Here is a 26,748-nt window from a genome sequence, read left to right as displayed (position 1 = left end):
CTCATTCGGTCAGCTGTGCCGCTTCCAAAACCGGTAGTGGTGGTCGCGGGTGAAGTCCGTGCGGCCCCAGGTGTCGGAGGACAGCGTCTGCACGTGTCCGTCCGCGCCCCGGAAGGCGGGCCAGTCCGTACGGCCCGAGGCCGCGAACTCCACCCAGGTGCGGATCATCCGGTCGCGGAACCCGGTCTGCTCCGGCTTCACGTCCTGGAACAGGTCCAGGTCGAAGAGGTAGGCCAGTTCGGACATGTGCTGGGCCCGCTGCTCGAAGCTCGGCGCCGGGTAGCCCTCGAACCAGGGGGTGTCGCGTTCGCCGAACTCGTACATCCGGGTCGGGGTCCACCGCGACAGCAGCCGGGCAGTGTCCAGTGTCGGCGCCGACCACGACGCGTCGGTCATGGCCGTGGCGAGGGCCTCGCCGGCCGAGGCGAAGCGGGAGAGCGGGTAGCGCCCCAGTACGTCGTCGGCCCGGTCGCCGAACGCCTGCCGGACGGCGGGTCCGTACTCCTCCGGCTTCATGGGCGCGCCGCCCGGTGCCAGTTCCCGGCCGAGCACGCTGCCGCGTTCCTCGTCGTGGTTGACGCCGACGAGCACGGGCACCCGGTTGAACCGGCCGGTGCGCAGCGCCTCCGCGGGGGACAGCGGCATCAGTTCCGTACCGGCCACCGGACGGGGCTCGTTGAACGGGCCGTACGCCTTCAGCAGATCGGCCGCGGACGCCCGGCGCAGGCAGGCCTCCGTGTTCCTGTTGTTGATGATGCTGGTGGTGTTGATGTTGGTGGTGTTGTTGGTCCTGGTCCTGGTCCTGGTCTTGGTCTTGTCGCAGTCGAGCGCGGTGACGATCCGTCGGGCGTCGGCCTCCGCCTCGGCCCTGGTCCGGGTGCCGCCGGTGGCGCATGGCGCGCTCTGCACGACGGCCCGGTCGAAGAGTCCGGCCGAACGGGGCGAGGCGAGGTGGTCGCAGACGCTGTAGCCGCCGCCGGACTCACCCATGATCGTGACGTTGCCCGCGTCACCGCCGAAGGCGGCGGCGTTGGCGCGGACCCAGCGCAGCGCCGCCTGCTGGTCCTCCAGGCCGAGGCCGTCGGCCCCCTCGACGGTGGTGCCGCTCAGGAACCCCATCACCCCCAGCCGGTAGTTCACCGAGACGACGACCGCGCCCCGGGCGGCCAGCCGGTCGGGTCCGTACATGTCCCCGCTGCCGTACATCAGGCTGCCGCCGTGGATCCAGACGATCACCGGCCGCTCGCCGTCGGTGCGGGCGGGCGCGGTGACGTTCAGGTAGAGGCAGTCCTCGTTCTCGCCGGGCGTGCCGACCGGGAGCCCCACCGGCTGTGCGCACGGTGCGCCGGGGGAGGTCGCGTCGCGCACCCCGGTCCAGGGCGCGGCCGGCCGGGGCGGGGTCCAGCGCAGCCCGCCGACCGGCGGGGCCGCGTAGGGGATGCCCCGGAAGCTGCGCAGCCGCTCGCTCGCGGTGCCGCGCACCTTGCCCGCCGTCGTGCCGACGACGGTGCCGACGTCCCGCGTCTTCGAGGCGCCGGCCGCGACCGGCGTCCGGGCCGCGGCGGGTTCGGGTGCGGCCAGACCCCATGCCAGCCCCCCGAGCGCCAGCGCGGTGACGAACCACTTGGAAACGCTCCTGGTGTGTCTCATGGGGCAGCACGCTAGACAGATTTGGGCGATCGCGCAATACGCATGTCTGGATCGCTCGCCTGATTCGATCGTCTGAGGCGTTTGCTCCAGGTGGTGGTAACCTGCCGCGCATGGGGAACCGTGAAGCCCTGCTCGTCGGGGCCAAGGAGTGCCTGCGGGAGAAGGGGTACGACCGCAGCACCGTCCGCGACATCGCCACCGCGGCGGGCGTCAGCATGGCCGCCATCGGCTACCACTACGGCTCCAGGGAAGTGCTGCTCAACCAGGCCCTGTTCGAGATCCTCGACGAGTGGGGCGACTCCATGGGGCGGGCCCTCGTCCCCGACGCCGACGGGTCCGCGAAGCAGCACTTCGAGCGGATGTGGGAGTCCCTCGTCGCGGACTTCACCGCCCACCCCGATCTGTGGCTGGCCTCGGTGGAGCTGTTCATGCAGGCCCGACGTCGGCCCGAGCTGCGCGCCCCGCTCGCCGCGGGCATCGCGGAGGGCCGCCGCGGCATGGCGGCGATCCTGCGGAGCGTCCCCGAGGACGAGGTGCCGGAGGACTCCGTGCGCACCATCGGCAGCGTCCAGATGGCGCTGATGTCGGGCGTGATGATCCAGTGCCTCGGCGACCCGGAGTCCGCGCCCTCCGCCGCCGAGGTGCTCCGGGGGCTGCGCGACCTGGCCGACCTCGCGCGCTGAGGACGGGGCCCGCGGCCGGTCGGCGTCCGGGCGTGATCGACCGCCCTCCGGGCGCGGTCGGCCGGTGTCCGGGCGCGGTCGGCCGGTGTCCGGGCGCGGTCGGGTGATGACCCCACTGGTCCGCCCGTGGTCGCGCTTCCGGTACCGCCCTCGCAGCCTGGGCGGGAGCACTACTGGAAGGGACGGCCCCTTGATGAGGCTTGTCGTCGATCTCAACCGGTGCCAGGGGTACGCGCAGTGCGCCTTCCTGGCGCCCGACGTCTTCGTCATGCACGGCGAGGAGGCGCTGCTGTACAACCCGCACGCCGACGGGACGCAGCGGGAGCAGGTGATGCGCGCCGTCACCGCGTGCCCCGTGCAGGCGATCCTGGTGGACGACCCGGACGGGGCCGGCGCCCCGGAGGGAACGGGCGGGACGGGCGGGACGGGCTCGGCGGTTCCGGTGGGCGAGGGGCTGTCCGGTGTCCGGTGACACTGCTCTGGAACGGCTGAGGCGCGAGGGGCGGATCGTGATCGTCGGGGCCTCCCTCGCCGGGCTCCGGGCCGCGGAGACCCTGCGGAAGGAGGGCTTCGCCGGTTCGCTCACGCTGATCGGCGACGAGCCCCACGAACCGTACGACCGTCCCCCGCTCTCGAAGCAGGTCCTGCTGGGCCACGCGACCGCCGACCGCACCGCGCTGCCCCGCCGCGCGGCGCTCGACGCGCACTGGCGGCTCGGGGTCGCCGCCACCGGGCTGGACATGGCGGCCGGGAAGGTCCGGCTGGCCGACGGCGACGAGGTGGCGTACGACCGGCTGCTGATCGCCACCGGCGTCCACGCCCGTCCGTGGCCGCACGAGGCCGAGGCCGCGCTGGAAGGGGTCTTCACGCTGCGCACGCGGGACGACGCGGCCCGGTTGCAGCGGCGGCTGGCGGCATCGCCCCGCCGGGTGCTGGTCATCGGCGCGGGCTTCACCGGCTCCGAGATCGCGTCCGCCTGCCGCGAGCGCGGCCTCGCGGTGACCGTCGCCGAACGCGGGGCGGCACCCCTCGTGGGCGCCCTCGGCGGTGTGGTCGGCCGGGTCGCCGCGGAGCTCCAGCGCGAGCACGGCGTGGACCTGCGCTGCGGAATCATGGTCACCGCGCTGGAGGGCGACTCGGCGGGGCGGCTGCGGCGCGCCCACCTGTCGGACGGCACCACCCTCGACGCGGACGTCGCCGTCGTCTCGCTCGGCGCGTCGCGGAACACCGAGTGGCTGGCCGGTTCCGGACTCGGTGCCGGGCCGCGCGGGATCGCCTGCGACGCCGGCTGCCGGGCCTTCGACGTCCGCGGCATCGTGACCGACGACGTCTTCGTCGCCGGTGACGTCGCCCGGTCCCCGCACCCGCTCTTCGGGTACCAGTTCCTGTCCCTCGAACACTGGGGCAACGCCGTCGCGCAGGCGGAGACCGCGGCGCACAACATGATCAGCAGCAGTTCGGAGCGCCGCCCGCACCTGTGGGTCCCGGCCTTCTGGTCCGCCCAGTTCGGGGTCAACATCAAGTCGGTCGGTGTCCCGTCCCTGGGCGAGGAACTCGTCGTCGCCCAGGGCTCGCTCGCGGAACGCCGTTTCGTCTGCGCGTACGGGTACCAGGGGCGTGTCATCGCCGCCGTCTCCTTCGACGGGACGAAGTGGCTGGAGTTCTACCAGCGGCAGATCGAGTCGGCCGCGGTGTTCCCTCCGGAGCACTCCACGGTGGACAGCCGCCCCGAGGGCCTGCGGCCGGTCCCGGCCGAATTCCCGGACCCCTCGCTGCCCACGCACGGGCCGACCGTCACCGTCAGCGGCTACTCGCCGACCGAGCAGCGGATCACGTTCACCCCCGCGCGGGCCTGAACCTCCGCCCCGTCCGCACGGGTCCGATCTCCGCACCCCGTCCGCACGGGCCCGGTCTTCCTCCCTCTCCCCCTCCTCCCCCGGGCACGGCAGCGCACGCGCCGCCCCCGCCCCGACGCCGGCAAGGACCGACCACCATGACGCAAGACACGCTCCTGCGGCGGATCCTCGACCCCTCCGCCCGCGCCGACCCCTATCCGCTGTACGCCGAACTCCGCAGGACCCCGGTGCTCCGGGACGGGGACGACCTGTTCGTCGTCAGCACGTACTGGGAGATCAAGGGCCTGCTGCACGATCCGCGGATCAGCTCGGACGCCCGCAACCTCTCCCCCGGTGCCGCCGGCACCCTGCTCCAGGAGGAGGAGGCCTCACCGCTGCCGCCCTCCTTCCTGCGGCTGGACCCGCCCGAGCACGACCGGCTGCGCCGCATGACGATGCGTCCGTTCGGGCCGCCGGAAACGCCCCGGCGCGTGCACGGCATGCGCGGCGAACTGGCCCGCATCGTCTCCGGCCTCGTCGACGGCTTCGGGGACCGCAGGCAGGTGGACCTCGTCGACGACTTCGCATACCCCTTCCCCGTGACCGTGATCTGCCGGCTGCTGGGGGTTCCGCGCGAGGACGAGGCGCGCTTCCACTCCTGGGCCGACACCATCGCCGCCGGTCTCGACCCGGACCCCGGCCAGGACCCCGGCGAACGCCAACGCGCCACCCGGCAGGCCCGCACCGACCTGGGCCTGTACCTGGCCGGACTCATCGACGAACGCGGCGGGGCACCCGGCGACGACATGCTCTCCGCCCTGGTCGCCCAGCACGGCGCCGACGGGCGGATGACCCGGATGGAGGTGCTCAGCACCGCCGCCCTGCTGCTGATCGCCGGTCACGAGACCACGGTCAACCTCATCACCAACGGGATGCTCACCCTGCTGCGCAACCCCGACGTCCTCGAACGGCTGCGCACCGACCCCGGGCTGGCCGCCCCGCTCGTGGAGGAACTCCTGCGCTTCGAACCGCCCGTGCAATTGCTCCCGCAGCGCACCACCGTCGCGGACATCGACATCGGCGGCACCACCATTCCCCGGGGCGCCGCCGTCTGGCTCGTCCTGGCCTCCGGCAACCGGGACCCGAAGCGGTTCGCCGATCCCGACCGTTTCGACCCCGACCGCCGGGACAACCAGCACCTCGGCTTCGGCAGCGGCATCCACAGCTGCTTCGGCGCGCCCCTCGCCCGGCTGGAGGCGCAGCTCGCCCTGACCGAGCTGGCCCGCAGGCTCGACAGCCCCCGCCTGGTGGCGGACCCGCCCCCGTACCGCCGGAACGCCGTGCTGCGCGGGCCCCGGCACCTGGAGGTCGCCTTCGACGGACTCCGCGCCTGAAGGCCCGGGCAGACGTCTGTTTCGGGTCGGGGCCGGCGGCGATGATGGGCGCACGGCCCACTCCGTCCGGTGGGCATGGCGCACCACCGACCTACGGAGCGTGGTTCAGGTGACTTCCGGTTCGGCCCATCGGCGTGGTGACGCCCGTGACGCGGCGCTGGCACATGCGGTCCGGGACGGGCTGCTCGGCCCCCGATCGCCCCTGATCGGTCTCCTCGACGTCGACGGGGTGCTGGACGCGGTGGACGCGCTGAACGAGGCGTTCGCGGGACCGGCCGCCGTGCAGCACACCTTCGCGGCCAAGGCGTGCGGCCTCGTGCCGGTGCTCCGGCTGCTCGCGGACGCCGGGATGGGCTGCGAGGTGGCCTCGCCCGGGGAGCTGGAACAGGCCCTTGCCGCCGGTTTCCCGTACGACCGGATCGTCTTCGACAGCCCGGCGAAGACCGTCGAGGAGCTGGAGTTCGCCCTCGCGCACGGCATCGCGATCAACCTCGACAACTTCCAGGAGCTGGCCCGGGTGGACCGCCTGCTCGCCGGGCGGGAGCCCGCAGGGCCGATCGGACTGCGGGTCAACCCCCAGGTGGGGGCAGGGGCCATCGGTGCGATGAGCACCGCGACGGCGACCTCCAAGTTCGGCGTCGCGCTGCGCGACCCGGGGGCCGTCGAGGCGGTGACGGAGGCCTTCGCGGCCCGGCCCTGGCTCAACCGGCTGCACGCGCACGTCGGTTCCCAGGGCTGCCCGCTGCCCCTCATCGCCCGGGGCGTCGGCGCCGCCCACGACCTGGCCGAGCGGATCAACGAACGGCTCGGCCGGGCCCAGATCACCGGGCTCGACATCGGCGGCGGCCTGCCCGTCAACTTCGACGACGAGGACGACCGCCCCACGTACGCGGACTACGTCGCCGAACTGCGCGCCACGGCCCCCGGTCTCCTCGACGGCCGCTACACCCTCGTCACCGAGTTCGGGCGGTCGCTGCTCGCCAAGAGCGGAACCGTCGCGACCCTGGTCGAGTACACGAAATCCGCGGGCGGGCGGCAGATCGCGGTCACGCACGCGGGGGCCCAGGTCGCCACCCGTACCGTGTTCATGCCCGACGCCTGGCCGTTGCGCGTCGGGATATTCGACGCCTCGGGCCGCCCCAAGCAGGGTCCGACCCGGGTCGTGGACATCGCCGGTCCCTGCTGCTTCGCCGGCGACCTCACGGCGACCGGGCGCGAACTGCCCGTCGTCGAGCCCGGTGACGTGGTGGCGCTGTACGACACCGGGGCGTACTACTTCTCCTCGCACTTCTCGTACAACTCGCTGCCCCGGCCCGCCGTGTACGGCTATCGCACGGGCGCCGACGGGCAGGTGCGCTTCGCTCCGGTACGCGCGGCGCAGAGCGTGCGCGAGCTGGTCGAGGAGAGCGGGCTCGCGCAGGTGGACGCCCTGGTGGAGCTGCGCAACGGGTGAACCGCCAGCCGCCCGGTCAGCGGTTCACCCGGCGTACGGCCCGGAGGACATCGGTCCGTGAGGCATCGGTCCGTAGAGCATCGGTCCGTGAGGCATCGGTCCGGAGGGCTTCCCGGCGTACGGCTCAGGGTCTGCGGCCGAAGAACTCGACCTCGGCGAGGGCGAGTCTGCGGTCGCGGCCCGCCCCGTACACCGCCTCGGCGGTGAGCCGGGCCCGGACGATCTCCGAACCGCGCAGGTCGAAGGTCTGCGGGCCCGGCTGGTCCTTGATCCTCAGTTTCCGCTCGACCGACGTCCCGTCGGCGGAGGTGAGCCGGACGGTCATCCGCGCCGGGCGGGCCTGGTCGAGGAACTCGTCCTTCCTGGCCGACGCACCCGGGAAGAGGACCACCTTCAGCACCCGTACCGGCTGCTCGAAGTCGCACTCCAGGTACTGGCCCACCCCCGTGTCGGGCCCCGCCTCCGCGGGTGCCCAGTAACGGTTGTTGAAGCCGTCGAACGCCGCACCCGCCGGATGGCTCCGGGCCGTGCTGGAGGCCCGGAACCGGGTGGGCGTCACCGCCTCCGGCGTCCCGGTCTCGTCCTTGGCGAGGCCGAGCCACCCGGACAGGTGCGGCAGGGCGAACCACACACCGCAGGCCAGCACGATCAGCACGATCGGCAGCGCCAGACCGGGGCGGCGCCACAGCCGGCGCCGCGGCCGGGTGCCCGCGACGGGCGCCTGTCGCGGTCGCCGCCGGAAGATCCGGCGCCACCAGGGAGGCCGGACGTCGGGCGGCGGCCCCGGGTCCAGGAGCAGTGCGCAACGCACGCACAGGGTGCGGTCGGGGGCGTTCTCCGTGCGGCAGTTGGGGCAGCGGACGGGCGCGGCGGGCGACGGCCCCGGAGGCGTGTTCGCGGGGGTCGGCGGTACGTCGGGCAGCGCCTCGGGCCCCGGCACCGGCTCGTCCGCCCCGTCACCCGGCCGACGCGGGCCGCTGGTGGGCGCGACTGCGGGAGGCCCGGGAACAGCTGGTGCGGGAGGCGTGGGAGGCACGGGGGATGGCTGTGAGGCAGGTGAGGCAGATGAAGCAGATGAAGCAGGTGAGGCCGTCGGAGCAGATGGAGCGGACAGAGCCGACAGGGCGGATGGGGCAGGTGGAGTGGACGGGACGGATGGGGCAGCCGGGGCCGTCGGTCTCGCCGAGGGCGTCGGGTTCACCGGGGCGGACGGGTTCACCGGGGCGGACGGGCGGGCCGGGGCGGACGGGCGGGCCGGGGCGGACGGGCGGGCCGGGGCGGACGGGCGGGCCGGAGGCGTCGTGGTCCCGTCCTGCGGCTCCTCCCACTCCAGGTACGCCTGGCACGACGTGCAGAACTGCGTCCCCGGCGCGTTGTTCTGCCCGCACGTCTCGCAGATCACAGGACCTCCAGGTCGAAGCCCACATGTGCCGGGATCTCCGTACGGATCAGCTCCTCCAGCCGCACCCGGTCGACCTGGTACGGCTGCGCGGCCCGGACCCGGACCGTCACCCACGGCCGCGGGCCGCCCGGGAACCGGGTGTGCGGCGTCGACGACCACGCCGTACCGCCGCTCTCCACGATCTCCGGCTCGATCCCGGTCTCCAGGAACACCGCCTCCGCGAGTCCCCGCCGGGTGCCGCGCCTGCTGTGCCGTTCCACCGCGCCGCGCACCGCGGCCCGCCGCTGCTCGACCGGGTGGTTCGCACGGGTGTCGACGGCCACCCACTCGGCCAGCCAGGCGAGGAAGTCCTCCGGCGCGCTGCGGGGGTCGAGGTGGGCGGGCAGGTTGTCGATGGAGAGCAACACCGGGGCGAGCACGTCGTCGAGCGCCGCCAGGAACCGGCGCAGGAAGTCCTGTTCCAGGTAGACCGCGGGGAGTTGCTCGATCAGCGGGTGCGGGGTCGGCAGGCCGGTCACGGAAGTGCGCATGGCGGTCAGGCCCCCCGTACCCGGAGCTGGTGTTCGTAGCTGAAGACCAGCGCGTGCCGGTCCAGCACGATCTTGGTGGTGGGTTCGCCGCGCTGCCCGGTCACGGGGTCGGCGGGGAAGAGCCGTACGTCCTCCACCAGGTCCACCCCCGGCACCTGTTGCAGCACGGCGAACGCCTCGCCCGACTGGATCGGCCGCCCGAACGGCCAGCCGTCCTCGCCGGGGCCGCCGCTCAGCGGGTTGAAGTAGCGGTAGAGGGCCTCCAGCGCCTCCTCGCGCACCCGTTCCGGCACGGCGCCCCGGCGGGCCTGCACCGACGCGACGACGGTGACCCCCTGGTAGTACGGCGGTTCGACCACCAGCCGGGCACCGATGGGGCGGCGCTCGTCCAGATGGCCCGCGATCAGGGCCAGGGTGTGCTGCGGCGGGACGAGTTCGTCGAACTGGATGCGGCCCTGCTCGTCGCTGCGCCCGGCCGGTACGACCAGCAGCCGCACCCCGCCCGCCTCGACGTCCGAGTCCCCGCCGGCCGGGATGCACTGCACCCGGGACGCGTCGGGCGCGACCTCGCGGGCCAGCAGTTCGTAGTCGTGCGGCACCACGGCCCGGTGCAGCGTCCGCAGTGTCATCGGGCCGCGCACCCGCGCGCTCTCCACCGTCTCGCCGTCGACCCCGCCGAGCGCCGGGCGGCGGTTCTCCACCCGGGCCACGTACGGGATGGCGCTGCGCAGCACCCGGAGGGTGGAGCGGGCCACGTTGCCGCGCAGGCCCCCGCCGGTGCGGTACGAACGCACCCGTACGGTGGCGCCCTTCGGCGGCACCTTCCCGTAGTAGCGGATGGAGCCGTCCCGTTCCCGTACCGCGGGACCGAACTCGACCCGCCCCGAGTTGGGGTCGAGCGTGATGTGCCGGTCGTCGGGTCCGGAGTGCGCGAAGTCGTCGACCCGGGTCCACTCCGTGCCCCGCGGGCCCGCCGACGGGTCGGCGACCTCGACGACGAACTCGCCGGGGACGACGGGCGGGCGGCTCAGTGCGAAGGTCTGCCCGGGTACGCCCTCGGCCGGGCCGAGCACCTCGTCGGTCACGGTCTCGGCGTGCACGGCCCCGACGGTCGCGCCGATCGTGAACGCGGTGATCCGGCGCACCACCGGCGGCGCCATGTAGGTGGGCTGCCCGGGTTCGGCCTCCACCAGGCGGCAGCGCAGCCAGCCGCCGGTGCGGCGCACGACGACGGCCGGGGCGTGCCCCTGGGGGAGGTGCAGGATCAGTTCGCCGGACCGGTTGAAGCCGCCGGTGTCGTCCTTCTCGACCTCGCAGGCCGTCCAGGCGCTGCCGTCCCACGCCTCCCAGAGCAGAGGCGGGCGCAGCGGGTCCACGCCGACGCCCTCGACCGCGCAGTCCAGCCGCAGCACGACGACTCCCGACGGCACGGCGGCGGACAGGCCCATGTAGAGGGCGTCGCCGGGGGCGGGCGTGGTGTCGAAGCAGGGCACGGCCCGGCCGAGCGCCAGCTCCTCGGTGCGGTCGGCGGCGTCGCCGGACGTCGGCCAGGTGGCGAGGTGGGCGAACTCGCAGGGGACGATGGACAGTTCGCCGACCGTGGTGAAGACCACCGCCTCCTCGGTCTCCGTGCGCACGGTGGCGACCTCCGTGCCGGCCCGTACCCGTACCGGTTCGGGCCGGGGCGCGGAGAGCCGGAACGTCACGTCGGTGCGGGCGGCGGTGGGCGGGTGCAGCCGGACCCCGATCAGGTCGAGGAAGGTCAGATAGCTCTTCTCCGGCACCCGGTTCACCCGGTAGACGAGTTGGTCGACCATGGTCGCGAAGGCTTCGATGAGGGTCACGCCCGGGTCCGACACGTTGTGGTCGGTCCACTCGGGGCAGCGCTGCTGGACGAGGCGTTTCGCCTCGTCGACCAGGCCCTGGAAGTGACGGTCGTCCAGATGCGGGCTGGGCAGCGTCACGCGCCGTCCACCTCCTCGTGCTGCGGGATCACATAGAACGGGAAGACCAGGTTCCGGGGGTCGTTGGCGCCCCGCACGGTGTAGCCGACGTCGATGTACAGGACCCCCTCGTCGGCGTCGTCGAACCGGACGACTACCTCGGTCACCTCGATCCGGGGCTCCCACCGGTCCAGCGCGAGGCGTACCTCGTACGCCAGTTGTCCGGCCGTGCCCGCGTCGGCCGGGGCGAACACGTAGTCGTTGATGCCGCAGCCGAACTCCGGCCGCATGGGGCGTTCGCCCGGTGACGTCGCCAGGATCAGCCGGATCGACTCCTCCAGTTCGTGCTCGCCGCGCACCAGGGCGATGGAACCGGTGGCGTCCGTGCGCGGCGGGAAGGCCCAGCCCGCGCCGATGAACTCCTGTCCCATGCCGCTCAGCCTCCGATCAGCACCGTCGGGCAACCGGACACGACGGGCGAGCCGCAGGCGGCGAGGTCCCCGACGCGGGCGGCGGGCCGGCCGCCGATCAGCACCGTGGTGCTGCCGGGCGGCGCGATCACGGACGGGGCGTGCACCGCGGGCGGCGGCGAGGCGCACAGGTGCGGGGTGCCGACCGTGGCGGCGGGCAGCCCGCCGATCAGCACGGTCGGAACTCCGGGCGGCCCGACCGTGCCGGGGTGTCCGGTGGGGTCACCGACCCGTGCGGCTGCCGCCGCGGCTGCTGACATGGCAGTCCGTTCCTCTCGCTCATGTGCGTCCGGTGCGTCTGCGCTGTTCGGTCCGTGCTGTCCGGTGCTCCTGTGCTGCTCGGTCCGTGCTGTTCAGTACTTCTGCGCTGCTCGGTGCTCCTGCGCTGCTCGGTCCGTGCTGTTCAGTACTTCTGCGCCGCTCGGTCCGCTCGCTCCGCCTGATTCGTACGGTCCGTCGGGAGCGTCCGCGCGGTCAGTTGATCTTCACCAGGGGTGCGTTGATGGCCAGGGAGGAGCCGCCCTTGATGTCGGTGCGCTGTGTTCCGTCGATCGCGACCATGCCGCCCCGCACGTCCACCGTTCCGCCGGTGGAGAGCTTCACCTCGCCGTTGCCGCCGTCGACGCTCACTCCGCTGCGGGAGGTCAGCGTGACGCTGTCGCCGCTCAGTTCGAGCGTTCCCTGTCCGCCGTCCAGCGCGACCCCGCGGGCCGCCTTGATGGAGACCTGCTGCTTGGCCTCGATGTTCACGCTGCCGTCGCTGTTGATCACGATCACGGTGCCCTTGCGGTCGAGGTCGATCTTCAGCTTTCCGTCGCCGGTGAGCAGGCGTACGCCCTGCGGGCCGTTGGCGTCGTCCAGGATCTCCAGCTGATTGCCGCTCTTGGAGGCGACCGAACGCCGGTTGACGGCCCCGCTCGTCGGGTCCACCAGGGGGGCGGCCGGTGCGGCGGCCTCCGGGGCGGCGGAGGCGGAGGCGGGGGACGCCCCGCCGGTGGACGGTTCGCCGGACACGGCCGCGGCCACCGCCCCGGCCACGCCGCCGGAACCGCCCGCGTCGCCGCCGGAACCACTGCCGGAGCCACCGCCCCCGCTTCCCTGGGACGGCCGGTCCTTCCCGTTGTACAGACCGGCGAGGACGTACGGGCGGTCCAGGTGGCCGTGCTCGAACCCGACCAGGACCTCGTCCCCGACCTCGGGGATGAACGCCTCGCCGCCGCTGGTCCCGCCCGACTGCGCGGTGCGCGCCCAGTCGCTCGCGTACTCGTCCGACAGCCAGGGGAACCGCACCTTGACCCGGCCCGAACCGTCCGGGTCGTGGGTGTCCGTGACCGTTCCGCTGACCAGTCCCGCGCACCGCGATCCGCCGCCGGAGCCCGTGCCTGAACCACCCGACCCCGGCCCTCCGCCGGTCAGCCCGAACAGCGAGCGCTCCTGCTGCCCCGACACCGTCAGCCAGGTCTCGTACCCGCGCACCGGGTCGAAGACGTGCCGCGACGACGTGACCGTGTACCGCCCCTCGAACGGTGCCCCCACCGCGTTGAGCGCCACCGCACTGCCGGCCCGCACCTCCGGGTTCCCCCGGATCACCGCCTCCAGCTCCGCGAACGACCCGGCGATCCGCTCGGCCAGGGCCTTCGCCGCCTGGTCCACCTGTTCCTGCGCCCCGTACGCCGCGTCCGTGACCACGAACCGCGCCTCGCCGAACGGGGCGGACACCTCGGCCGCGCTCACCCCGAGCTCCAGCGTCGCCGACTTCCCCGCGGGGGCCCGCCCGACCAGCGGCTGCTTGGCCTTCACGTCCCAGCCGCGCACCTCGACCTCGGAGACCTGCTCGGCGGACGACACCCCGGCCCGGCAGCGCAGCAGGTTGCTGCCCATCTCCAGCACCAGCGGGTTGCGGTCGGCGCGCGCCGAACCGTCCGGCGCGCCGCTCGCCTCCGCGGGCCGGGTGATGTGCAACTGCCCGTCGAGCACGTACGCCTGGGCGCCCGCCTCCTCGGCCAGGTCGCGGATGAACTCCCAGTCGGTGACGTTGGGCTGGGCGATGTGTTCGAGCACGGGCCCGGCCACGTCGACCGTGCCCGGTTTCAGCCCGGCGCGCTGGGCGACCTGGGCGCAGATGTCGGCGAGCGTCATGTTCTGGTAGCTGGCCACCCGGCGCCCGCGGAACAGCCGGTGCGACTCGTCGAGCCCGCGCACGACGGTGAAGGTGCCGGTCTCGTCGAGCTCCACCTCCAGGGCGGTGACGACCCCCTTCAGCAGCGGCTTCGGCGCGGTGTCGCCACCGGCGCGGGCCAGCAGCCTGGCCTCGCTGCCGATCTTCAGCCCGGTCTGTTCCAGCAGCACCCGGTCCGGGTCGCGGAACCGGAGGAGGAACAGGTCGGGCAGCGTCCGGCTGTCGTCGACGTACCCCTCGACCAGCGTGTTCACGAACTTCGGCGGCAGCGGACCGCCGCCGAACTCCACCACCAGCGCCGACGCGACGCCCGGCGGGGCCATCAGGACCGCCCTCCGTCCCGGCCCTCTTCGATCCGGCTCAGCTCGTCGAGCGCGGGCAGCAGCAGCTGCCGTCCGGGCGCCAGCCGCAGCGGGTCGTCGATGCCGTTCGCCTCCGCGATCACCCGCCAGGCCGCCGGGTCGCCGTACTCGCGCTGGGCGAGCGACGGCAGCGAGTCCCCGGCGCCCAGCCGGTGCACCCGGCGGGCGGCGAGCGCGCCCGAGGTCGGGTTCTGGCCCGGCGTCTCGCCGCTGATCTCCTCCATCGTCACCTGGCAGACGGCCCGGATCGGCACGCCCGACGTGGTGAACAGGGTGTACTTCGCCTGCACTTGGCTCACGTAGCCGGGGAACCCGGTCAGCCCGCCCCAGTGGAAGACCACCCACGGCGGCGAGGAACGCTGCTGCTGGCGGGTCTCGTTCGTCGGCACGCAGCACGCGAAGAGCTGCTCCACCGAGGTCACCACCCGGGTGTCCTGGGTGTCGCTGGCGTCGAAGAACATCTCCACGGTGAGCTTGCTGGGCTGCGAGCCCTGGTACTCCGGCGGGCCGGAGCTCTTGGCACCCTTGGCCGGACTGCGCTTCCAGGAGGCGGCCTTGGTGAGGCTCAGCTCCTTGGGGTTGAACTGGAAGTCGATCCGCCCGCACGGGCCGCCGGGGGTCAGGCCGCCGCCGGTCGGCGGGGTCCGCAGTTCCAGGTAGGCGTGCTCCAGCTTGGGCCTGGCCGAGCCGCCCCGTCCGGCCTTCGCGGCCGAGGCACCGGACGTACCGGCGGCACTGAAGGCGATGGGACCCGCACCGCTCACGACGCTCAGCCCTCCATCACATAGCCGTGATGGGCGATCTCGATCGTCTCCATCGCGACCTTGGGCGATTCGGGGGTGAAGGAGGGGCCGGTCCAGCGGACGGGCACGACCTCCAGCAGCCCCCACTGGGCCACCTTCCGCCCGTCCCCGGTCCGCGCCTCGATGTGCGCCGTCTTGCGGCTGAACCCGGTCGTCATGGTGGCGAACCAGCGGGCCACCTTCTCGGTCTCCTTGGTCAGCGGCCTGGAGAGCTTCACGTTCGAGTACTTCAGACGGGTCGGCAGCTGCCACAGATGCCCGTTGTTGCCGCCCTCCTCCCGGGTTTCGAGCACCACTTCGCAGCCCAGCCCGTCACACGTGTTGAACGACCCGAGCTCGATGTCGTCGATCGTGACGACGAAGCAGACGCTCACGGCGGGATCGTCGTCCTGGGCGGTGGCCATGGTGCATACCTCTCGATCTCGTCGGTCTGATCGGTCTCGTTGGTCTGATCGGTCTCGTCGATCTCGTTGGTCTGAGTCGGTCTGGTCGGTCTGGTCGGTCTCGTCGGTCTCGTCGGTCTCAGTGGCGGGTGTTCCTCAGTGGCGGGTGTTGATGAGGAATCCCGCCCGTTCGCGTTCCAGTCGCAGGTCCGCCTTGAAGAGGCGGCTGAGCGGCGGGTACAGGGCACGCACCAGCTCGTCGGTGACCACGGGCGCGCCGCCCTCCCGGCCGCCCTGGCCGGGCGGCCCGCCGGAGGCCGTGGTTCCGGGTGCGTCGCGGTCGGCGGCGGTGGGTCCGGGGGCCGGTTCGGGTTCGGGGTCGGGCTCCTGGGGCGGGTCCGGGGGCGGCGGTTCCTCGGTCTCCGTCTCGCGCTGGACGACGGGCGACGAGTACGCCGGGGGCGGGGTGCCGAAGACGACGCTGCCGTCGGCCGCCCGCTGGGCCACCCCCGCGGCCACGGCGACCGAACCCGCCGAGGTGAAGGCGGGTGCGGACGGTGCGGAGGAGGCGGGTGCGGCGTTCAGCGAGCGGGGCACCGGCGGTCCCCCTGCCGCCCGACGCTGCAGGGCGGGAAGCGGCGGGGAGGTGGGCGGCGCCCCCGTCCCCTGTCCCGGAGCGGCGACGGTACGTTGCAGCGCCGCCGGTACGGACGGGGTCACCGCCGCCATCGACGCCGTGCCCTCCCCGCTCTCCCCGCCGGAGGTCCAGCGCACCGGAACAGCGTCGGCCGGGGACGCGCTTCCCGGCCCGGGACCCGGCACCGTCCCCGTACCGGCCGGCGGAAGCGGCGCCGCCCCGTCCGACCCGCCCGCCACTGAGCGCTGTACGGCTCCCGGTCCGTCGTTCCGCACGTTCTGGAGCGGTACGGGCCGGTCGGCGAGCAGCGGTGCGACCGGATCGGTGCTCGGGGGCGGTGCCAGGGGGGACGGCGACGGCACGGCGGAGGTCCGCTGCACCGCGGGCGTGGGGGCCGGCGGTACGGGGTCCGACGCGGCGGGGAGCAGGGGGGAGTCACCGAGCAACGGCGCGGTGGGCCCGCCGGATTCGGGCTCCGGCTCCGGCACCGCGGGCACCCCGGCGTCCGCCGCGCTCCGGGCAACCGGAACCGCCCCGGACTCCACGCCCGGTCCGTCGGCGGCGGCCTGCCGCTGTGCCGTCGGCGGCAGCGCGGACATGGGTGCGCCGAGCCCCGGCACGCGCCGGGGCGAGCCGGGGGCGGGCGGCATCACCGAGCGCTGCACGGGCGGAGCCGCCGACGAAGGCGGGTGCTGGGACGGATTCGGGGTCGGGGTCGGGGTCGGGGACGAGGGCGGCGTCGCGGGCTCGGGAGCGGCCGGTCCGACCGCCGTCACGAGGGGCTGCTCCCCCACCAGTCGACGCACCGGCAGCTCCGCCACGGCCGCCTCCCCGGCCGACGTCATCGCGGAAGCCTCCCCCGGAACGACGCGCTGCACGGGGACGGACGGAGGCAGGGACCGCGGCGACGGCAGGGGCACGGACCGGGCCCCGCCCAAAAGCCCCTCCGCACGTTCCGCGGACCGCTGCACCGGCGAAGGACGGTCCGCGGCGACCGGGGCCGCCGGGGCCGTGATCCCGTGCACCAGCCCGGTGGGCGCGTCCGGGCTGACCAGGTGCCCGAGCGGAGTGCCGAGTGCCGGGTCCTGCCTGGTGGAGAGCGACCCCTGGAAGCCGGAGGGGTCGATGACCAGGTCCTGGGTGCCCAGGGTCCGCTGGATGGGCGGCAGTTCGGCCGGGTCGACGCGCTCGCGCGGCCCGGCGAACGAAGCGGAATCCTCGCTGCCGCCCCTTGTACCAGTACCCGTGCTCGTGTCCGTGCCCTTGCGCCCGTCGCCGCCGCGCAGCCAGGACATCAGGCCCATGGATCCTCCCGTCCTCCCCGCGCCGTCCGCTACTGCCCGTTGAGGCGAGCGATCTGTGCGACGAACCTCAGTCGTTCCGGGTGCTCCAGGTCCAGCAGCTCATCGAGCGGCCAGTGGAAGTGGTAGGCGAGGTACGCGACCTCCTCGTAGAGCAGGTCGGCCGCGTACGTCACGATTCCCCCAGGCGGCCACCGGCGAGATTCACCGCGAACTCCTCCTGGCAGGAGGGGCAGGTGACGGCGGCGCGGGTGTGCCCCTCGGCGTTGATCCGCCGGTAGAAGTCCTGGAGGAAGGCCAGGTCGGAGGCGAACAGGTCCTCGATGACACCGGGGTGGATGTCGTCGACCGTGCCGATCCGGGTCACGACCCGGGCGATGAGCACGACCGAGAGGTACGCGGAGTTCTCCCGCACCCGGTCGTCCCGCAGCGGCACGAGTTCGTCGCGCGCGGTCGCGAGCCGCATGACGCCCGTACGGTGCACGACACCCGCGTCGTCGACGTACCCGCGCGGCAGCTCGAAGGGGAATTCGGTGCGCAGCGGCTCCCGCCCGCCGGACCTCGCGCTCCCGCCCTCCGGGGGGTGCGCGTCCGGCCGCCGGGGGGCCTCCGCCGGAGCCGTACGCCGCATCAGTCGAGTTCCATGCTCTCGTAGGTGATGGCGAGCTTCTCCGTCAGGACCGAGGTGTCACCGGCCTTGAGGGTGCCGATCTCCAGGGACTTGGGCCAGGCGTTGATGAGCTTGTAGCGCTTGATGGCGATGCCCTCGTGGTCGTACACGATGACCGCGCCGTTGCGGCGGGCCGTGGTCATCCGGCCGAAGCGGGAGTCCTTGATCCACCGTTCGAAGCTGTTGTCCTCGGTCAGACCCCGGGTCACGGTCACCTCACCGGCCTTGGGCCGGCCGGGGAGCTTCTTGATGGCGTAGCGGCCGTCGGCGGTGTTCTGCTTCAGCTCGATGACGTCCTGCTCCATCTTCAGACCACTGACCTCGGTGATCTGCTTGATGACGACGCTGTCGAATTCGAGGCCGAACGACGCCCCGACGGTGCTGTCGAGATCGGGAAGTGGCACAACAGGCTCCTTTACCGCTCTTGCCGCCTACAGGGATCTCCGGAGGTACGCGCGGTCCGGTCCGATCCGGACCGACCCGGCCCGGCCCACCCGCGCGGAGGGGTCACTCGTCCACGCCGCCGGTCCCCCCGGTCAGCTGGGAGAGGCGGAAGACGACGAACTCGGCCGGCCTGACCGGTGCCACCCCGATCTCGCAGATGACCTGACCCGCGTCGATGCTCTCCGGCGGGTTGGTCTCGCGGTCGCACTTGACGTAGAACGCCTCTTCCGGGGTGAGCCCGAACAGCGCCCCCTTGCGCCATTCGTTGACCAGGAACGCCGAGACCGTGCGCCGGATGCGCGCCCACAGGGCGTCGTCGTTCGGCTCGAAGACGACCCACTGCGTACCGGCGAGGATCGACTCCTCCAGGTAGTTGAAGAGACGCCGGACGTTCAGGTAGCGCCAGGCCGGGTCGGAGGCCAGCGTGCGCGCGCCCCAGATCCGGATGCCCCGTCCGGGGAAGGACCGGATGCAGTTCAGCCCGATCGGGTTGAGCATGTCGTGCTCGCCCTTGGTCAGCTGGGTCTGGAGCGCGACCGCCCCGCGCACGACCTCGTTGGCGGGCGCCTTGTGCACGCCGCGCGACTCGTCGTTGCGCGCCCACACCCCGGCGACGTGGCCGCTCGGCGGGACGAGCCGGGCCCGCCCGGACGAGGGGTCCGCGACCCGGATCCAGGGGTAGTAGAGCGTGGCGTACTTGGAGTCGAAGTTGGCGTGGTCGGTGCGCCAGGCCCGGATCTGCTGCGGGCTGAGCCCCGGCGGCGGGTCGAGGATGGCGACCCGGTCGCCCATGAGCTCGCAGTGGCTGATCAGCCCCTGCTGCACGGCGACGACCGACTCCAGGTCCAGCAGGCCGCGTTCGTGCGCGCTCATCAGGTCCGGCACGACGACCGTGGTGATCTCCTCGACCGCTTCGAGGCCGCCGAACCCGGTCCGGCGGTCGGGGTCGCCGACGTACAGCTCGGGGGTCAGCGCCCCGGTGCCGGGGGTCGCCGGGGCGGCGGGGGCCAGGGTCACGCTCTGCGGTTCGGGCCGGGCGGGTGCGGCGCCGCGGGCCGTCTCGCGGATCTCGATCAGCTCCGACCGGGCGTTGACCCGGGTGGCGACGTTCTCCTTGCTGCGCTTGGTCGTGACGCCCGGGTACTCCTCGGCGGCCTGCCCGTCCCGCTTCACGATCAGCCGGAAGACGTCGGACGGCGGGTCGTCCCCCTCCGCCTCGGCCACTTCGACGCTGATCTCGCCGGTCACGCCGGGGCGGGGCTTCACCGCGTACGGGCCGAGCTGCGTCTCCGACCCGGCGGGCAGGCTCCCCGCGACCCGGTCGCCCCCGTCGTCCACCATGTGCTCGGTGCCGTCGTCGATGCGCACCACGTAACAGACACCGCCGCCGTTGGCGAAGAACCCGTACACGGCGGAGGCCAGGTACGCGCCCTCCACGAAGTCGCCGAAGGTGCCGGCGAACTGGCTCCAGTTCGTGATCAGCGTCGGCTCGTCGAACGGGCCCTTCTGCGCGAAGCCGACGAAGGCGGTGACCGATGTGCCCACCCCTTCGATCGGCCGGGACCCGGACTCGATCTCTTCGACGTAGACGCCCGGGGACAGGTACGACGGCATATGAAGTCTCTCCTTGGCCGGGGAACGCCCGCAATTCTTGCGACAGCGGCGATCACCGGGAACGGACACACGGCCGCCCACCCGTGCACCGGCCGCTGCCCGATCAGGCAATGCCGTCGTGCTGTACGTGCCGCCGGGCGCTGCACCGGACCGCGGTGCGCACGCCCTGCGCACCGCGCGGGCACCGCACACACCCTGGGACGGCGACAGGGCACAGGCGGGTGGGCCGGGAGGGTGGATGAGGGCGGTTCCGGAGAAGGACCCCGCCCCTGCCCGTACCGATGCCTCGCGTGCGGACGTCTCGCGTACGCAGGCCCCCGTGCCGGAGCGTCCGCCCGCCGACCGCCCCGCCCCCGCCGCCGATCCCCGCAGCATCCAGCGCCTGCAACGGGCGGCGGGCAACCGGGCCGTCTCCCGCCTGGTCGCCCAGCGCTACACCGCCCCCATCAAGCCCTCCCCCGCCCAGGCGCCCGGCTTCCGCAGGGTGAAGGCGGACGTGGCCGCGAAGAAGACGAAGCTGGCGGTGCACGCCCCCGCCGCCACCGAGTCGAAGTCCGCACAGGACGCAGCCGTCGCGCCCCCGGACGACAGGGAGGCGCAGGGCAAGGCAGCGAACGCGGAGAAGATGAACGCCGCGAAGCCCGGCGAGTTCGACAAGAAGGCGTTCATCGACGCGGTGAACAAGGCGATCGACGCCCAGGCCCCCAAGAACCTCGACCAGGCCGACAAGTTCTCCAAGTCGGGCAAGGCCGACCAGATCAAGGACGAGGTCGACGGGAAGGTCAAGGACGGCAAGGACTCCTCGGCCAAGGACATCGACACCGCCACCAAGGCCCCGCCCGACACGGCGGCGGCCAAGGACAAACCCGTCACCCCGCTCACCCCGGACCAGGCACCGCCCAACCCCGGCGCCCCCTCCCCCGCCGACGCGACCCCGGACAAACAGCCCGCCGCCGTCACCGACTTCTCCGAGGGCCCGGCCGCCAACAACCAGGCCCTGGCCGACGCCGAAGTCACCGAGGACCAGCTCGCCAAAGGCAACGAACCCGAATTCGACCAGGCCCTGTCCGCGAAGAAGACCGCCGAGACCGACTCCACCAAGGCCCCCGCCAAGGGAAAGACCGCCGAAACCCAGCAGCTGAACGCGGCGAAGGCGAACGCCGCCGCCTCCGGCGCCCAGGCCCTGAACACCCTCACCGCGACCCGTGCCACGGCCGGGAAACAGGTCGACGGCGGCAAGGGCGAAACGAAGTCCAAGGACGAGAAGAAGCGCGCCGAGGTCACCGCCAAACTCCAGAAGGTCTACGACACCACGAAGAAGGACGTCGAGACCACCCTGTCCGGCCTCGACACCAAGGTCGATTCGGCGTTCACGCAGGGCGAGAAGGCGGCGCGGGACGCGTTCACCGCGGACCACAAGCGCCGGATGAAGAAGTACAAGGACAAGCGGTACTCGGGCATGTTCGGCGGCGCGAAATGGGCCAAGGACAAGCTCCTGGGCATGCCCGAGGAGGCCAACACCCTCTTCCAGGAAGCCCGCAAGCTCTACGTCGCGAAGATGCAGACCGTCATCTCGTCCGTCGCCGACCTCATCGGCACCGAACTCGGCCGCGCGAAGGCCCGCATCGCCAAGGGCCGCACCGAGCTGAAGGCCGAGGTCGACAGACTCCCCGCCGACCTGCGCGAGTTCGGCCAGGAAGCCGCCACCGACTTCGCAGGCAAGTTCGACGACCTGGAAACCACCGTCAACGAGAAGTCCGAACAGCTCGTCCAGGACCTCGCCCAGAAATACACCGCCGCCCTGAACAAGGTCGACGAGGAGATCAAAAAACTCCAGGAAGCCAACAAGGGCCTCGTCGACAAGGCCAAGGACGCCATCGTCGGCGTCCTCAAGACCATCAACGAACTCAAGAACCTCCTCCTGGGCATCCTCGCCAAGGCCGCCTCCGCCATCATGAAGATCATCAAGGACCCCATCGGGTTCCTCGGCAACCTGGTCAAGGCGGTCGGCGCCGGACTCAACCTCTTCATCACCAACATCACCACCCACCTCAAAACCGGCGTCGTCTCCTGGCTCCTGGGCACCGCCGTCAAAGCAGGACTCGAACTCCCCCCAAAGTTCGACCTCAAGGGCATCATCCAGCTCATCGCCTCCCTCCTCGGCCTGACCTGGGACAACATCCGCGCCCGCATCACCCGCAAGGGCGTCCCCGACCAGGCCATGAACACCGTCGAGTCCTCCGTCCCCGTCGCCAAAACCCTCGCCACCGAAGGCCCCGCCGGAGCCGTCAAGGAAATCCAGGCCGAGGCCGGCGACCTCAAGGCCACCATCCTCGAAAAACTCACCAGCTACCTCATCCCCACCGTCATCATCGCCGGCATCACCTGGATCATCTCCCTCCTCAACCCCGCCTCCGCCTTCGTCCGCGCCGTCAAAGGCATCATCGACATCGTCACCTTCATCGTGAACCAGGGCGCCCAGATCATCGACTTCGTCAACGCCGTCCTGGACTCGGTCATCGCCATCGCCAACGGCGGCTCCGCAGGCGTCCCCAAAATGGTCGAAACAGCCCTAGCGGCAAGCGTGCCGTTGCTCATCGGATTCCTCGCCTCACTCCTCGGCATCGGCAACCTCGCCAACAAAGTCAAATCCGTCTTCCACACCGTCGCCAAACCCGTCAACCGCGCCATCGACAAAATCGTCGACCTCATCGCCAGAAAAGGCAAAGCCCTCTGGAACAAACTCAAAAATAAAAAATCAGACAACCGCGACGGAGCCACTGCCGAAGAAAAACCAGAAGATCGGATCAGAAAAGCTTCAGCAGCCACTGGTCGAGCACTGGCCGACACCCCAAGCATGCCTGTCTTGAAAACCCGCCTGAGTCAGATAAAAAAACTGTACAACCTAAACCAACTGAGCATCACGGAGAAGAAATCCGGAGACTCGACCAACCAGGTAAAAGTGACCGGTCGAATCAACCCTTATTATGATTTCTTTGGGAATGTAACCTCCGAGTACAACCCAAAAATTCGAAGCGACATCGAAATCTGGTACGACTGCGACCCCGAAAGCAACCATTGGGGGCACAATGAGACAGATGCCGAGCGAAGCAACCGCGCCAAGCTGGCCAAGGCCAACCTGATGAAGCGCCTCCAGTCGGCAACCGAGCCAATGCTCGATGCCATCACTTCGTACAAGGGGGGAACGGAAATACGCCCACTCGAAAGCCTCACCACCGAAGACGCCTATGGAGGTCACACAGTAGAAAAACACGTAAAAGGAATGGGTACCATGGAAAAAGGATTGGAGGCACTGGCCTACAGGCTGTCGATGGGCATACCTTCACCCAGGCCGGAGGATCAAGCAAGCTATTTCGTGAGCCTGAACGAGGGCAACAGCGTCATTAAGCGCGCACTGATCTCCCATGTCCTCAACGACTGGCCGGAAGCCCGCAAGAAAATAGCATCAGGTAAGTCACGCGAGTATGAAAAAATTAATACTGGCCCAGTTGGAATGTCCGTGGCGATGAACCAGGAAGAAATCGTCTGGCATTCCAAAAAAGGAACGCGCCGACAGCCACGCCCCGGAGACCTGCCGACCTATCTGAAAGGAGAATACCTGGGACCACTTTTCCCGGGGGACAGCAAGGCATCCCGCCCGGACCTCCCTCCCTTGACCGTCATCGTCCCATGCACCGCCGTCTTGCTGACCATCGACGCAAAAGTAACTGCCCCACAGGGCTGGTTCATCCTCCGCGCCTACCCCGTATCGTAGGAGAAAATCGGTGACACCAGAAAACAGAGATACCAAAAATTACAGCACTGAAGAATTTACCGCGGAAGACAGGAGTAAATTAGTCGCAGATCTGGCCGAAAAAGCCACAACCGCACCGCCGGTACCGGAATGTTTCATTGAATGGCTTCGGCATTACTGGCTCGACCACAACGAAGGGGAGGCGACAGAAAGGTGGAAGTACACCTGCGAGAACCACTGGTGGACAGCAGCCGAGTACACTCGATGCATCGAGACGATCCTCGTCGACCCACCTGATAACATCGCGGATCTAATGCGCAAACACGGGTGGATCACTCCCCCCGGAGATCCGTACGGAAAATTGCGTGACCCCAAGAGAAAAAATACATACATCAAGTACTTGAAGAAGATATTCGAAGAGTGGTCGACCATCCTGGAAAGCGAGTCTGCAAAGCACAAAAATCCACCACCATCATGACAGTCCGAGAAATCCACTGACCGCTCCTACCAGGCATCAACCTCCTGCAGGATAGGAGTAAAGAGGGGCTGCCTCTTGATCGGCTGCACACCGGATCGAGCCTCCGCCAGTCCCGCAATTGACTACTTCTGCACAAACACCTTGAATCCAATAAATTATCCACCCAGGACTGGAAAGCATCTTTAAAATTATTCTTGCGTTTCGCAACGAATGCACCGGAACGCAGGCCCACCGAAGTACCCATGCTCATCTCAGCGAATCAGTGAGCAAGCACTGATCCTTTCCATAATTGACGATGCCGGCCACTCGTTGGACGAATCCATGGGATGAAAAACTCGATGGTGGCGCCTGACTACCGACCACCAGGCTTTCCTCACCCTGGCCCACCTGCGGTGCAGCGACGTATATGTCCAGATCGCCACGGGTTCAGTCTTGGTATCGCAACCCGTTACCGCTACATATGTGAGACCGTCGGCGTTCTGGCATCCCTCCCGTCCACCCTGGCTAAGGCGATGCGCCTCGCACGGACCAAAATATTCGTGTCCCTGGACAGCACCCTGCTGCCGATCAGCCGGATCACCGGTACTGCTCAGGCAAACACAACCGCCATGGCATGAACGTCCAGGTCCTTGCCAATCCCTTCGGCCTCGTCCGCCCTGCCTTGGCTCCACCCACGATCTGACCGCCCCCACAACCCATGGAGCTGTCAGTTGCCATCCACCCGGACCGGCAACGACTTCAGACCGTTGATGAAGTTCGACACCAACCGACCTGGTTGAGCCGCGAGTTGGAGGTGGCCCGGTGGCAGGGCCCGGCACACCTCCTCGTACAGGGTGCTCAGCTGCAGCCGTGCGAAGTGGGCGCCCAGGCAGACGTGCGGGCCGTCGCCGAAGGAGACGTGGGGGTTGGGAGTGCGGGTGAGGTCGAGGGTGAACGGGTCGAGGAAGACGCGTTCGTCGTGGTTGGCGGAGGCGTGGAAGACGACCACCTTGTCGCCGGTGCGGATACGGGTGCTGGCCAGCTCCATGTCCTGGACGGCAGTGCGGCGGAAGGTCAGGACGGGAGGGTGACGGCGTAGCAACTCGTCGACTGTGCCCGTGAATCCGGCCTCGCCACGGCACAACATGCCGTACTCGTCCGGGTGTTGGGCCAGCAGGCTCAGGCCGCCGGGGGCCGCGCTGCGTACCGTGTCGTTGCCGGCCACCACCAGCAGGAAGAAGAACATCTCCAGTTCGGGCGCGGTCAGTTCGGGATCCGTGGCAAGGGCCGTCATCACGTCCTCGGCGGGTTGCCGACGCTTGTGGGCGGCCAGGGCGTGGGCGTAGTCGAACATGTCGCGCAGGGCGGACGGGGAACGTGGGTTGAGCGGTTTGCCGTCCGGGCCGACGGTCGGCGTTCCGGCCTCGTCGGGGTCCTGGTAGCCGATGACGCGTTGCGTCCAGTGGAGGAGGAGCGCGCGGTCGGTGTCCGGTACGCCCAGCAGGTCCGCGAGGTTGAGCAGGGCGTAGTCGTCGGTGACCCGGGCGACGAGGTCGCAGGTGCCGTCGCAGGCCCGCGCCCCGGCGACCGCGTCGGCGAGCAGGGTGCGGGCGCGTTCCCGGACGACATCGGCGAAACGGTCTATGCGCCTCGGGGTGAAGGCACGGCTGACGAGGGTGCGCAGGCGCCGGTGGTGCGGCGGGTCCTGGTTGAGCATCATGCGGCGGATGAACGGCAGGTCGGCCGGGTCCGGGTCGCGGATCTGGGTGGCGCCCAGGTACGAGGAGTACGTCGCGGAGTCCTTCAGGACCCGGACCACGTCCGCGTGCCGGGTGACCGCCCAGAAGCCGGGGCCCGCCGGCCAGCCGAGCACCTCCGGCTCCTCCTGCCACGCCACGGGGTAATGGTCGCGCAGCAGGCGGTAACGGTCGTGGGGGATGCCCTGCCCGTACAACCGCGGGTCGAAGACGTCCGGTACGGACCCGGTCATGCCTGCGCCTCGCCGTCCTCCGCGTCCGCCCGCAGGAAGTCCTCCACCACCCGGATCAGGTCGAGCGGGGTCTCGTCCATCGCGTAGTGGCCGCACGAGGGCAGCTCCACCAGTTCGGCGTTCGGGAACCAGCGCATCCAGGTGGCCCGCTGCAACTCGGCGGACAGCGCAGGGTCCAGGGCGCCCACGACGGCCAGCGCGGGCACGGGTGAACCCTCGACCTGTTCGTGGAAGTCCTCGCCCGCCCAGGAATCCAGCCAGGCCCGGAACGCCTTCGCGTCGCTGCGTTCCACCGAGCGGCGCACCATCCGGTCCAGCCAGCCCGCCGGGCGCCGTCCCCCGGTGGTGGTGTCGAGGATGACGCGGCGGTTGTCCGGGGTCCCGGCCGCCCCGGCGAACAGCTCCCACTGCTCGGGCAGGAGCGGCAGCCCGGAGGCCGGGACCGGGGAGACGCCGACGAGCCTGCGCACCCGCTCCGGCGCGGCGGCCAGCACCCGCTGGACGACCGAGCCGCCCATCGAGTGGCCGATCAGCGAGAACCGTTCCCAGCCGAGCCGGTCGGCCAGCGCGAGCACGTCCCGGGCCCCTTCGGCCGTGGTGTACGCGCCGCTCGCGTCCCGGGCCTCGCCGTACCCCCGCAGGTCCACCACCGCGTACTGGAACGAGGCGAGGTCGAGGTCCGGCAGCACGGGGGCGTACGCGGAACGGTCGGCGAGCCAGCCGTGCACCGCGATCACCTTGTGCGGTCCGTCGCCGTGCAGTTCGTGGGGCAGAACGAGCGTTGCGGTCACGCT

At 71.0% G+C, this 26,748-nt stretch carries 23 protein-coding genes and 1 pseudogene; 8 read left to right on the top strand and 16 right to left on the bottom strand.

Translation table 11 applies throughout. The features are described from left to right. Nucleotides 1–9: 9 nt before the first annotated feature. On the bottom strand, nt 10–1,650 hold the full coding sequence (locus ABZZ04_RS01725) for a carboxylesterase family protein (RefSeq protein WP_356930181.1): 1,641 nt from the start codon (nt 1,648–1,650) through the stop codon (nt 10–12). A 110-nt stretch (nt 1,651–1,760) separates the two neighbouring features. Between ABZZ04_RS01725 and ABZZ04_RS01720 the strand changes: the two genes are divergently transcribed. From ABZZ04_RS01720 to ABZZ04_RS01700, 5 genes are all read left to right on the top strand, one after another. Next, nucleotides 1,761–2,333 (top strand): TetR/AcrR family transcriptional regulator, encoded by a 573-nt coding sequence (locus tag ABZZ04_RS01720; RefSeq protein WP_356930180.1) that lies wholly within the window; start codon nt 1,761–1,763, stop codon nt 2,331–2,333. 193 nt (nt 2,334–2,526) lie between these two features. Continuing rightward, nucleotides 2,527–2,805, top strand: a complete 279-nt coding sequence (locus ABZZ04_RS01715) for a ferredoxin (RefSeq protein ID WP_356930179.1) — start codon at nt 2,527–2,529, stop codon at nt 2,803–2,805. Then, the gene (locus tag ABZZ04_RS01710) at nt 2,795–4,189 is read left to right on the top strand and encodes an FAD-dependent oxidoreductase (protein WP_356930178.1); all 1,395 of its coding nucleotides are present in this window, start codon (nt 2,795–2,797) and stop codon (nt 4,187–4,189) included. Before ABZZ04_RS01715 ends, ABZZ04_RS01710 begins: the two co-directional genes overlap by 11 nt. A gap of 137 nt (nt 4,190–4,326) precedes the next feature. Further along, nucleotides 4,327–5,562 carry a cytochrome P450 gene (locus ABZZ04_RS01705; protein WP_356930177.1) on the top strand — a complete coding sequence of 412 codons (1,236 nt, stop codon included), beginning with the start codon at nt 4,327–4,329 and terminating at the stop codon, nt 5,560–5,562. Nucleotides 5,563–5,671: 109 nt separating this feature from the next. Further along, nucleotides 5,672–7,015, top strand: coding sequence for a diaminopimelate decarboxylase (locus ABZZ04_RS01700; RefSeq protein WP_356930176.1), 1,344 nt, complete (start codon nt 5,672–5,674; stop codon nt 7,013–7,015). Nucleotides 7,016–7,139: 124 nt separating this feature from the next. Here ABZZ04_RS01700 and ABZZ04_RS01695 read toward each other — a convergent pair whose 3' ends face one another. From ABZZ04_RS01695 to ABZZ04_RS01635, 13 genes are all read right to left on the bottom strand, one after another. Then, entirely contained in the window at nt 7,140–7,955 is an 816-nt protein-coding gene (locus ABZZ04_RS01695) for a discoidin domain-containing protein (RefSeq protein WP_356930175.1), read from the bottom strand. Nucleotides 7,956–8,413: 458 nt separating this feature from the next. Beyond that, nucleotides 8,414–8,947, bottom strand: coding sequence for a phage tail protein (locus ABZZ04_RS01690; protein WP_356930174.1), 534 nt, complete (start codon nt 8,945–8,947; stop codon nt 8,414–8,416). 5 nt (nt 8,948–8,952) lie between these two features. Further along, the gene (locus ABZZ04_RS01685) at nt 8,953–10,911 is read right to left on the bottom strand and encodes a putative baseplate assembly protein (protein ID WP_356930173.1); all 1,959 of its coding nucleotides are present in this window, start codon (nt 10,909–10,911) and stop codon (nt 8,953–8,955) included. Next, nucleotides 10,908–11,321, bottom strand: coding sequence for a GPW/gp25 family protein (locus ABZZ04_RS01680; protein ID WP_148841585.1), 414 nt, complete (start codon nt 11,319–11,321; stop codon nt 10,908–10,910). Before ABZZ04_RS01680 ends, ABZZ04_RS01685 begins: the two co-directional genes overlap by 4 nt. A gap of 5 nt (nt 11,322–11,326) precedes the next feature. Then, a complete protein-coding gene (locus ABZZ04_RS01675; RefSeq protein WP_356930172.1) occupies nt 11,327–11,620 on the bottom strand; it encodes a PAAR domain-containing protein in 294 nt (97 codons plus the stop codon). Nucleotides 11,621–11,834: 214 nt separating this feature from the next. Beyond that, nucleotides 11,835–13,862: a VgrG-related protein gene (locus ABZZ04_RS01670; protein WP_356930171.1), complete on the bottom strand. Its 2,028-nt coding sequence runs from the start codon at nt 13,860–13,862 to the stop codon at nt 11,835–11,837. Continuing rightward, nucleotides 13,862–14,665 (bottom strand): peptidase M23, encoded by an 804-nt coding sequence (locus tag ABZZ04_RS01665; protein ID WP_356930170.1) that lies wholly within the window; start codon nt 14,663–14,665, stop codon nt 13,862–13,864. The genes ABZZ04_RS01670 and ABZZ04_RS01665 overlap by 1 nt, the downstream gene beginning before the upstream one ends. A gap of 5 nt (nt 14,666–14,670) precedes the next feature. Then, nucleotides 14,671–15,108 carry a phage tail protein gene (locus ABZZ04_RS01660; RefSeq protein WP_148841589.1) on the bottom strand — a complete coding sequence of 146 codons (438 nt, stop codon included), beginning with the start codon at nt 15,106–15,108 and terminating at the stop codon, nt 14,671–14,673. A 135-nt stretch (nt 15,109–15,243) separates the two neighbouring features. Next, complete coding sequence (locus ABZZ04_RS01655; protein WP_356930169.1) at nt 15,244–17,028, bottom strand: hypothetical protein; 1,785 nt, start codon at nt 17,026–17,028, stop codon at nt 15,244–15,246. Nucleotides 17,029–17,057: 29 nt separating this feature from the next. After that, nucleotides 17,058–17,201, bottom strand: coding sequence for a DUF6760 family protein (locus ABZZ04_RS01650; protein WP_093896703.1), 144 nt, complete (start codon nt 17,199–17,201; stop codon nt 17,058–17,060). Beyond that, complete coding sequence (locus tag ABZZ04_RS01645) at nt 17,198–17,656, bottom strand: hypothetical protein (RefSeq protein WP_356930168.1); 459 nt, start codon at nt 17,654–17,656, stop codon at nt 17,198–17,200. The genes ABZZ04_RS01650 and ABZZ04_RS01645 overlap by 4 nt, the downstream gene beginning before the upstream one ends. After that, nucleotides 17,656–18,099: a phage tail protein gene (locus ABZZ04_RS01640; RefSeq protein WP_148833117.1), complete on the bottom strand. Its 444-nt coding sequence runs from the start codon at nt 18,097–18,099 to the stop codon at nt 17,656–17,658. Before ABZZ04_RS01640 ends, ABZZ04_RS01645 begins: the two co-directional genes overlap by 1 nt. 103 nt (nt 18,100–18,202) lie before the next feature. Beyond that, nucleotides 18,203–19,753, bottom strand: coding sequence for a phage tail sheath family protein (locus ABZZ04_RS01635; RefSeq protein WP_356930167.1), 1,551 nt, complete (start codon nt 19,751–19,753; stop codon nt 18,203–18,205). 319 nt (nt 19,754–20,072) lie between these two features. Here ABZZ04_RS01635 and ABZZ04_RS01630 point away from each other — a divergent pair, with 319 nt between their 5' ends. The 3 genes and pseudogenes from ABZZ04_RS01630 to ABZZ04_RS01620 form a co-directional block, all read left to right on the top strand. Then, nucleotides 20,073–23,528 carry a hypothetical protein gene (locus ABZZ04_RS01630; RefSeq protein ID WP_356930166.1) on the top strand — a complete coding sequence of 1,152 codons (3,456 nt, stop codon included), beginning with the start codon at nt 20,073–20,075 and terminating at the stop codon, nt 23,526–23,528. A gap of 10 nt (nt 23,529–23,538) precedes the next feature. Continuing rightward, complete coding sequence (locus ABZZ04_RS01625; RefSeq protein WP_356930165.1) at nt 23,539–23,985, top strand: hypothetical protein; 447 nt, start codon at nt 23,539–23,541, stop codon at nt 23,983–23,985. A 333-nt stretch (nt 23,986–24,318) separates the two neighbouring features. Then, nucleotides 24,319–24,631: pseudogene (locus tag ABZZ04_RS01620) on the top strand (transposase family protein); the annotation flags it as partial. 60 nt (nt 24,632–24,691) lie between these two features. On the opposite strand, the gene ABZZ04_RS01615 reads toward ABZZ04_RS01620, so the two are convergent. Continuing rightward, the gene (locus ABZZ04_RS01615) at nt 24,692–25,954 is read right to left on the bottom strand and encodes a cytochrome P450 (RefSeq protein WP_356930164.1); all 1,263 of its coding nucleotides are present in this window, start codon (nt 25,952–25,954) and stop codon (nt 24,692–24,694) included. After that, on the bottom strand, nt 25,951–26,745 hold the full coding sequence (locus tag ABZZ04_RS01610) for an alpha/beta hydrolase (RefSeq protein ID WP_356930163.1): 795 nt from the start codon (nt 26,743–26,745) through the stop codon (nt 25,951–25,953). The genes ABZZ04_RS01615 and ABZZ04_RS01610 overlap by 4 nt, the downstream gene beginning before the upstream one ends. Nucleotides 26,746–26,748: the final 3 nt, after the last annotated feature.

The sequence above is a fragment of the Streptomyces sp. NPDC006435 genome (assembly GCF_040612315.1).
Taxonomy (GTDB): domain Bacteria; phylum Actinomycetota; class Actinomycetes; order Streptomycetales; family Streptomycetaceae; genus Streptomyces.
Note: the sequence above shows the minus strand (reverse complement) of the source record. Positions and strands in the feature narration are given on the sequence as shown.

What these genes read in the sequence shown, in the direction of transcription:
- ABZZ04_RS01680 (WP_148841585.1), bottom strand. Translation starts at nt 11,321, where the DNA reads ATGGGACAGGAGTTCATCGGCGCGGGCTGGGCCTTCCCGCCGCGCACG.
- ABZZ04_RS01675 (WP_356930172.1), bottom strand. Translation starts at nt 11,620, where the DNA reads ATGTCAGCAGCCGCGGCGGCAGCCGCACGGGTCGGTGACCCCACCGGA.
- ABZZ04_RS01615 (WP_356930164.1), bottom strand. Translation starts at nt 25,954, where the DNA reads ATGACCGGGTCCGTACCGGACGTCTTCGACCCGCGGTTGTACGGGCAG.
- ABZZ04_RS01660 (WP_148841589.1), bottom strand. Translation starts at nt 15,108, where the DNA reads ATGGCCACCGCCCAGGACGACGATCCCGCCGTGAGCGTCTGCTTCGTC.
- ABZZ04_RS01715 (WP_356930179.1), top strand. Translation starts at nt 2,527, where the DNA reads ATGAGGCTTGTCGTCGATCTCAACCGGTGCCAGGGGTACGCGCAGTGC.
- ABZZ04_RS01690 (WP_356930174.1), bottom strand. Translation starts at nt 8,947, where the DNA reads ATGCGCACTTCCGTGACCGGCCTGCCGACCCCGCACCCGCTGATCGAG.
- ABZZ04_RS01645 (WP_356930168.1), bottom strand. Translation starts at nt 17,656, where the DNA reads ATGCGGCGTACGGCTCCGGCGGAGGCCCCCCGGCGGCCGGACGCGCAC.
- ABZZ04_RS01670 (WP_356930171.1), bottom strand. Translation starts at nt 13,862, where the DNA reads ATGGCCCCGCCGGGCGTCGCGTCGGCGCTGGTGGTGGAGTTCGGCGGC.
- ABZZ04_RS01705 (WP_356930177.1), top strand. Translation starts at nt 4,327, where the DNA reads ATGACGCAAGACACGCTCCTGCGGCGGATCCTCGACCCCTCCGCCCGC.
- ABZZ04_RS01655 (WP_356930169.1), bottom strand. Translation starts at nt 17,028, where the DNA reads ATGGGCCTGATGTCCTGGCTGCGCGGCGGCGACGGGCGCAAGGGCACG.
- ABZZ04_RS01720 (WP_356930180.1), top strand. Translation starts at nt 1,761, where the DNA reads ATGGGGAACCGTGAAGCCCTGCTCGTCGGGGCCAAGGAGTGCCTGCGG.
- ABZZ04_RS01635 (WP_356930167.1), bottom strand. Translation starts at nt 19,753, where the DNA reads ATGCCGTCGTACCTGTCCCCGGGCGTCTACGTCGAAGAGATCGAGTCC.
- ABZZ04_RS01725 (WP_356930181.1), bottom strand. Translation starts at nt 1,650, where the DNA reads ATGAGACACACCAGGAGCGTTTCCAAGTGGTTCGTCACCGCGCTGGCG.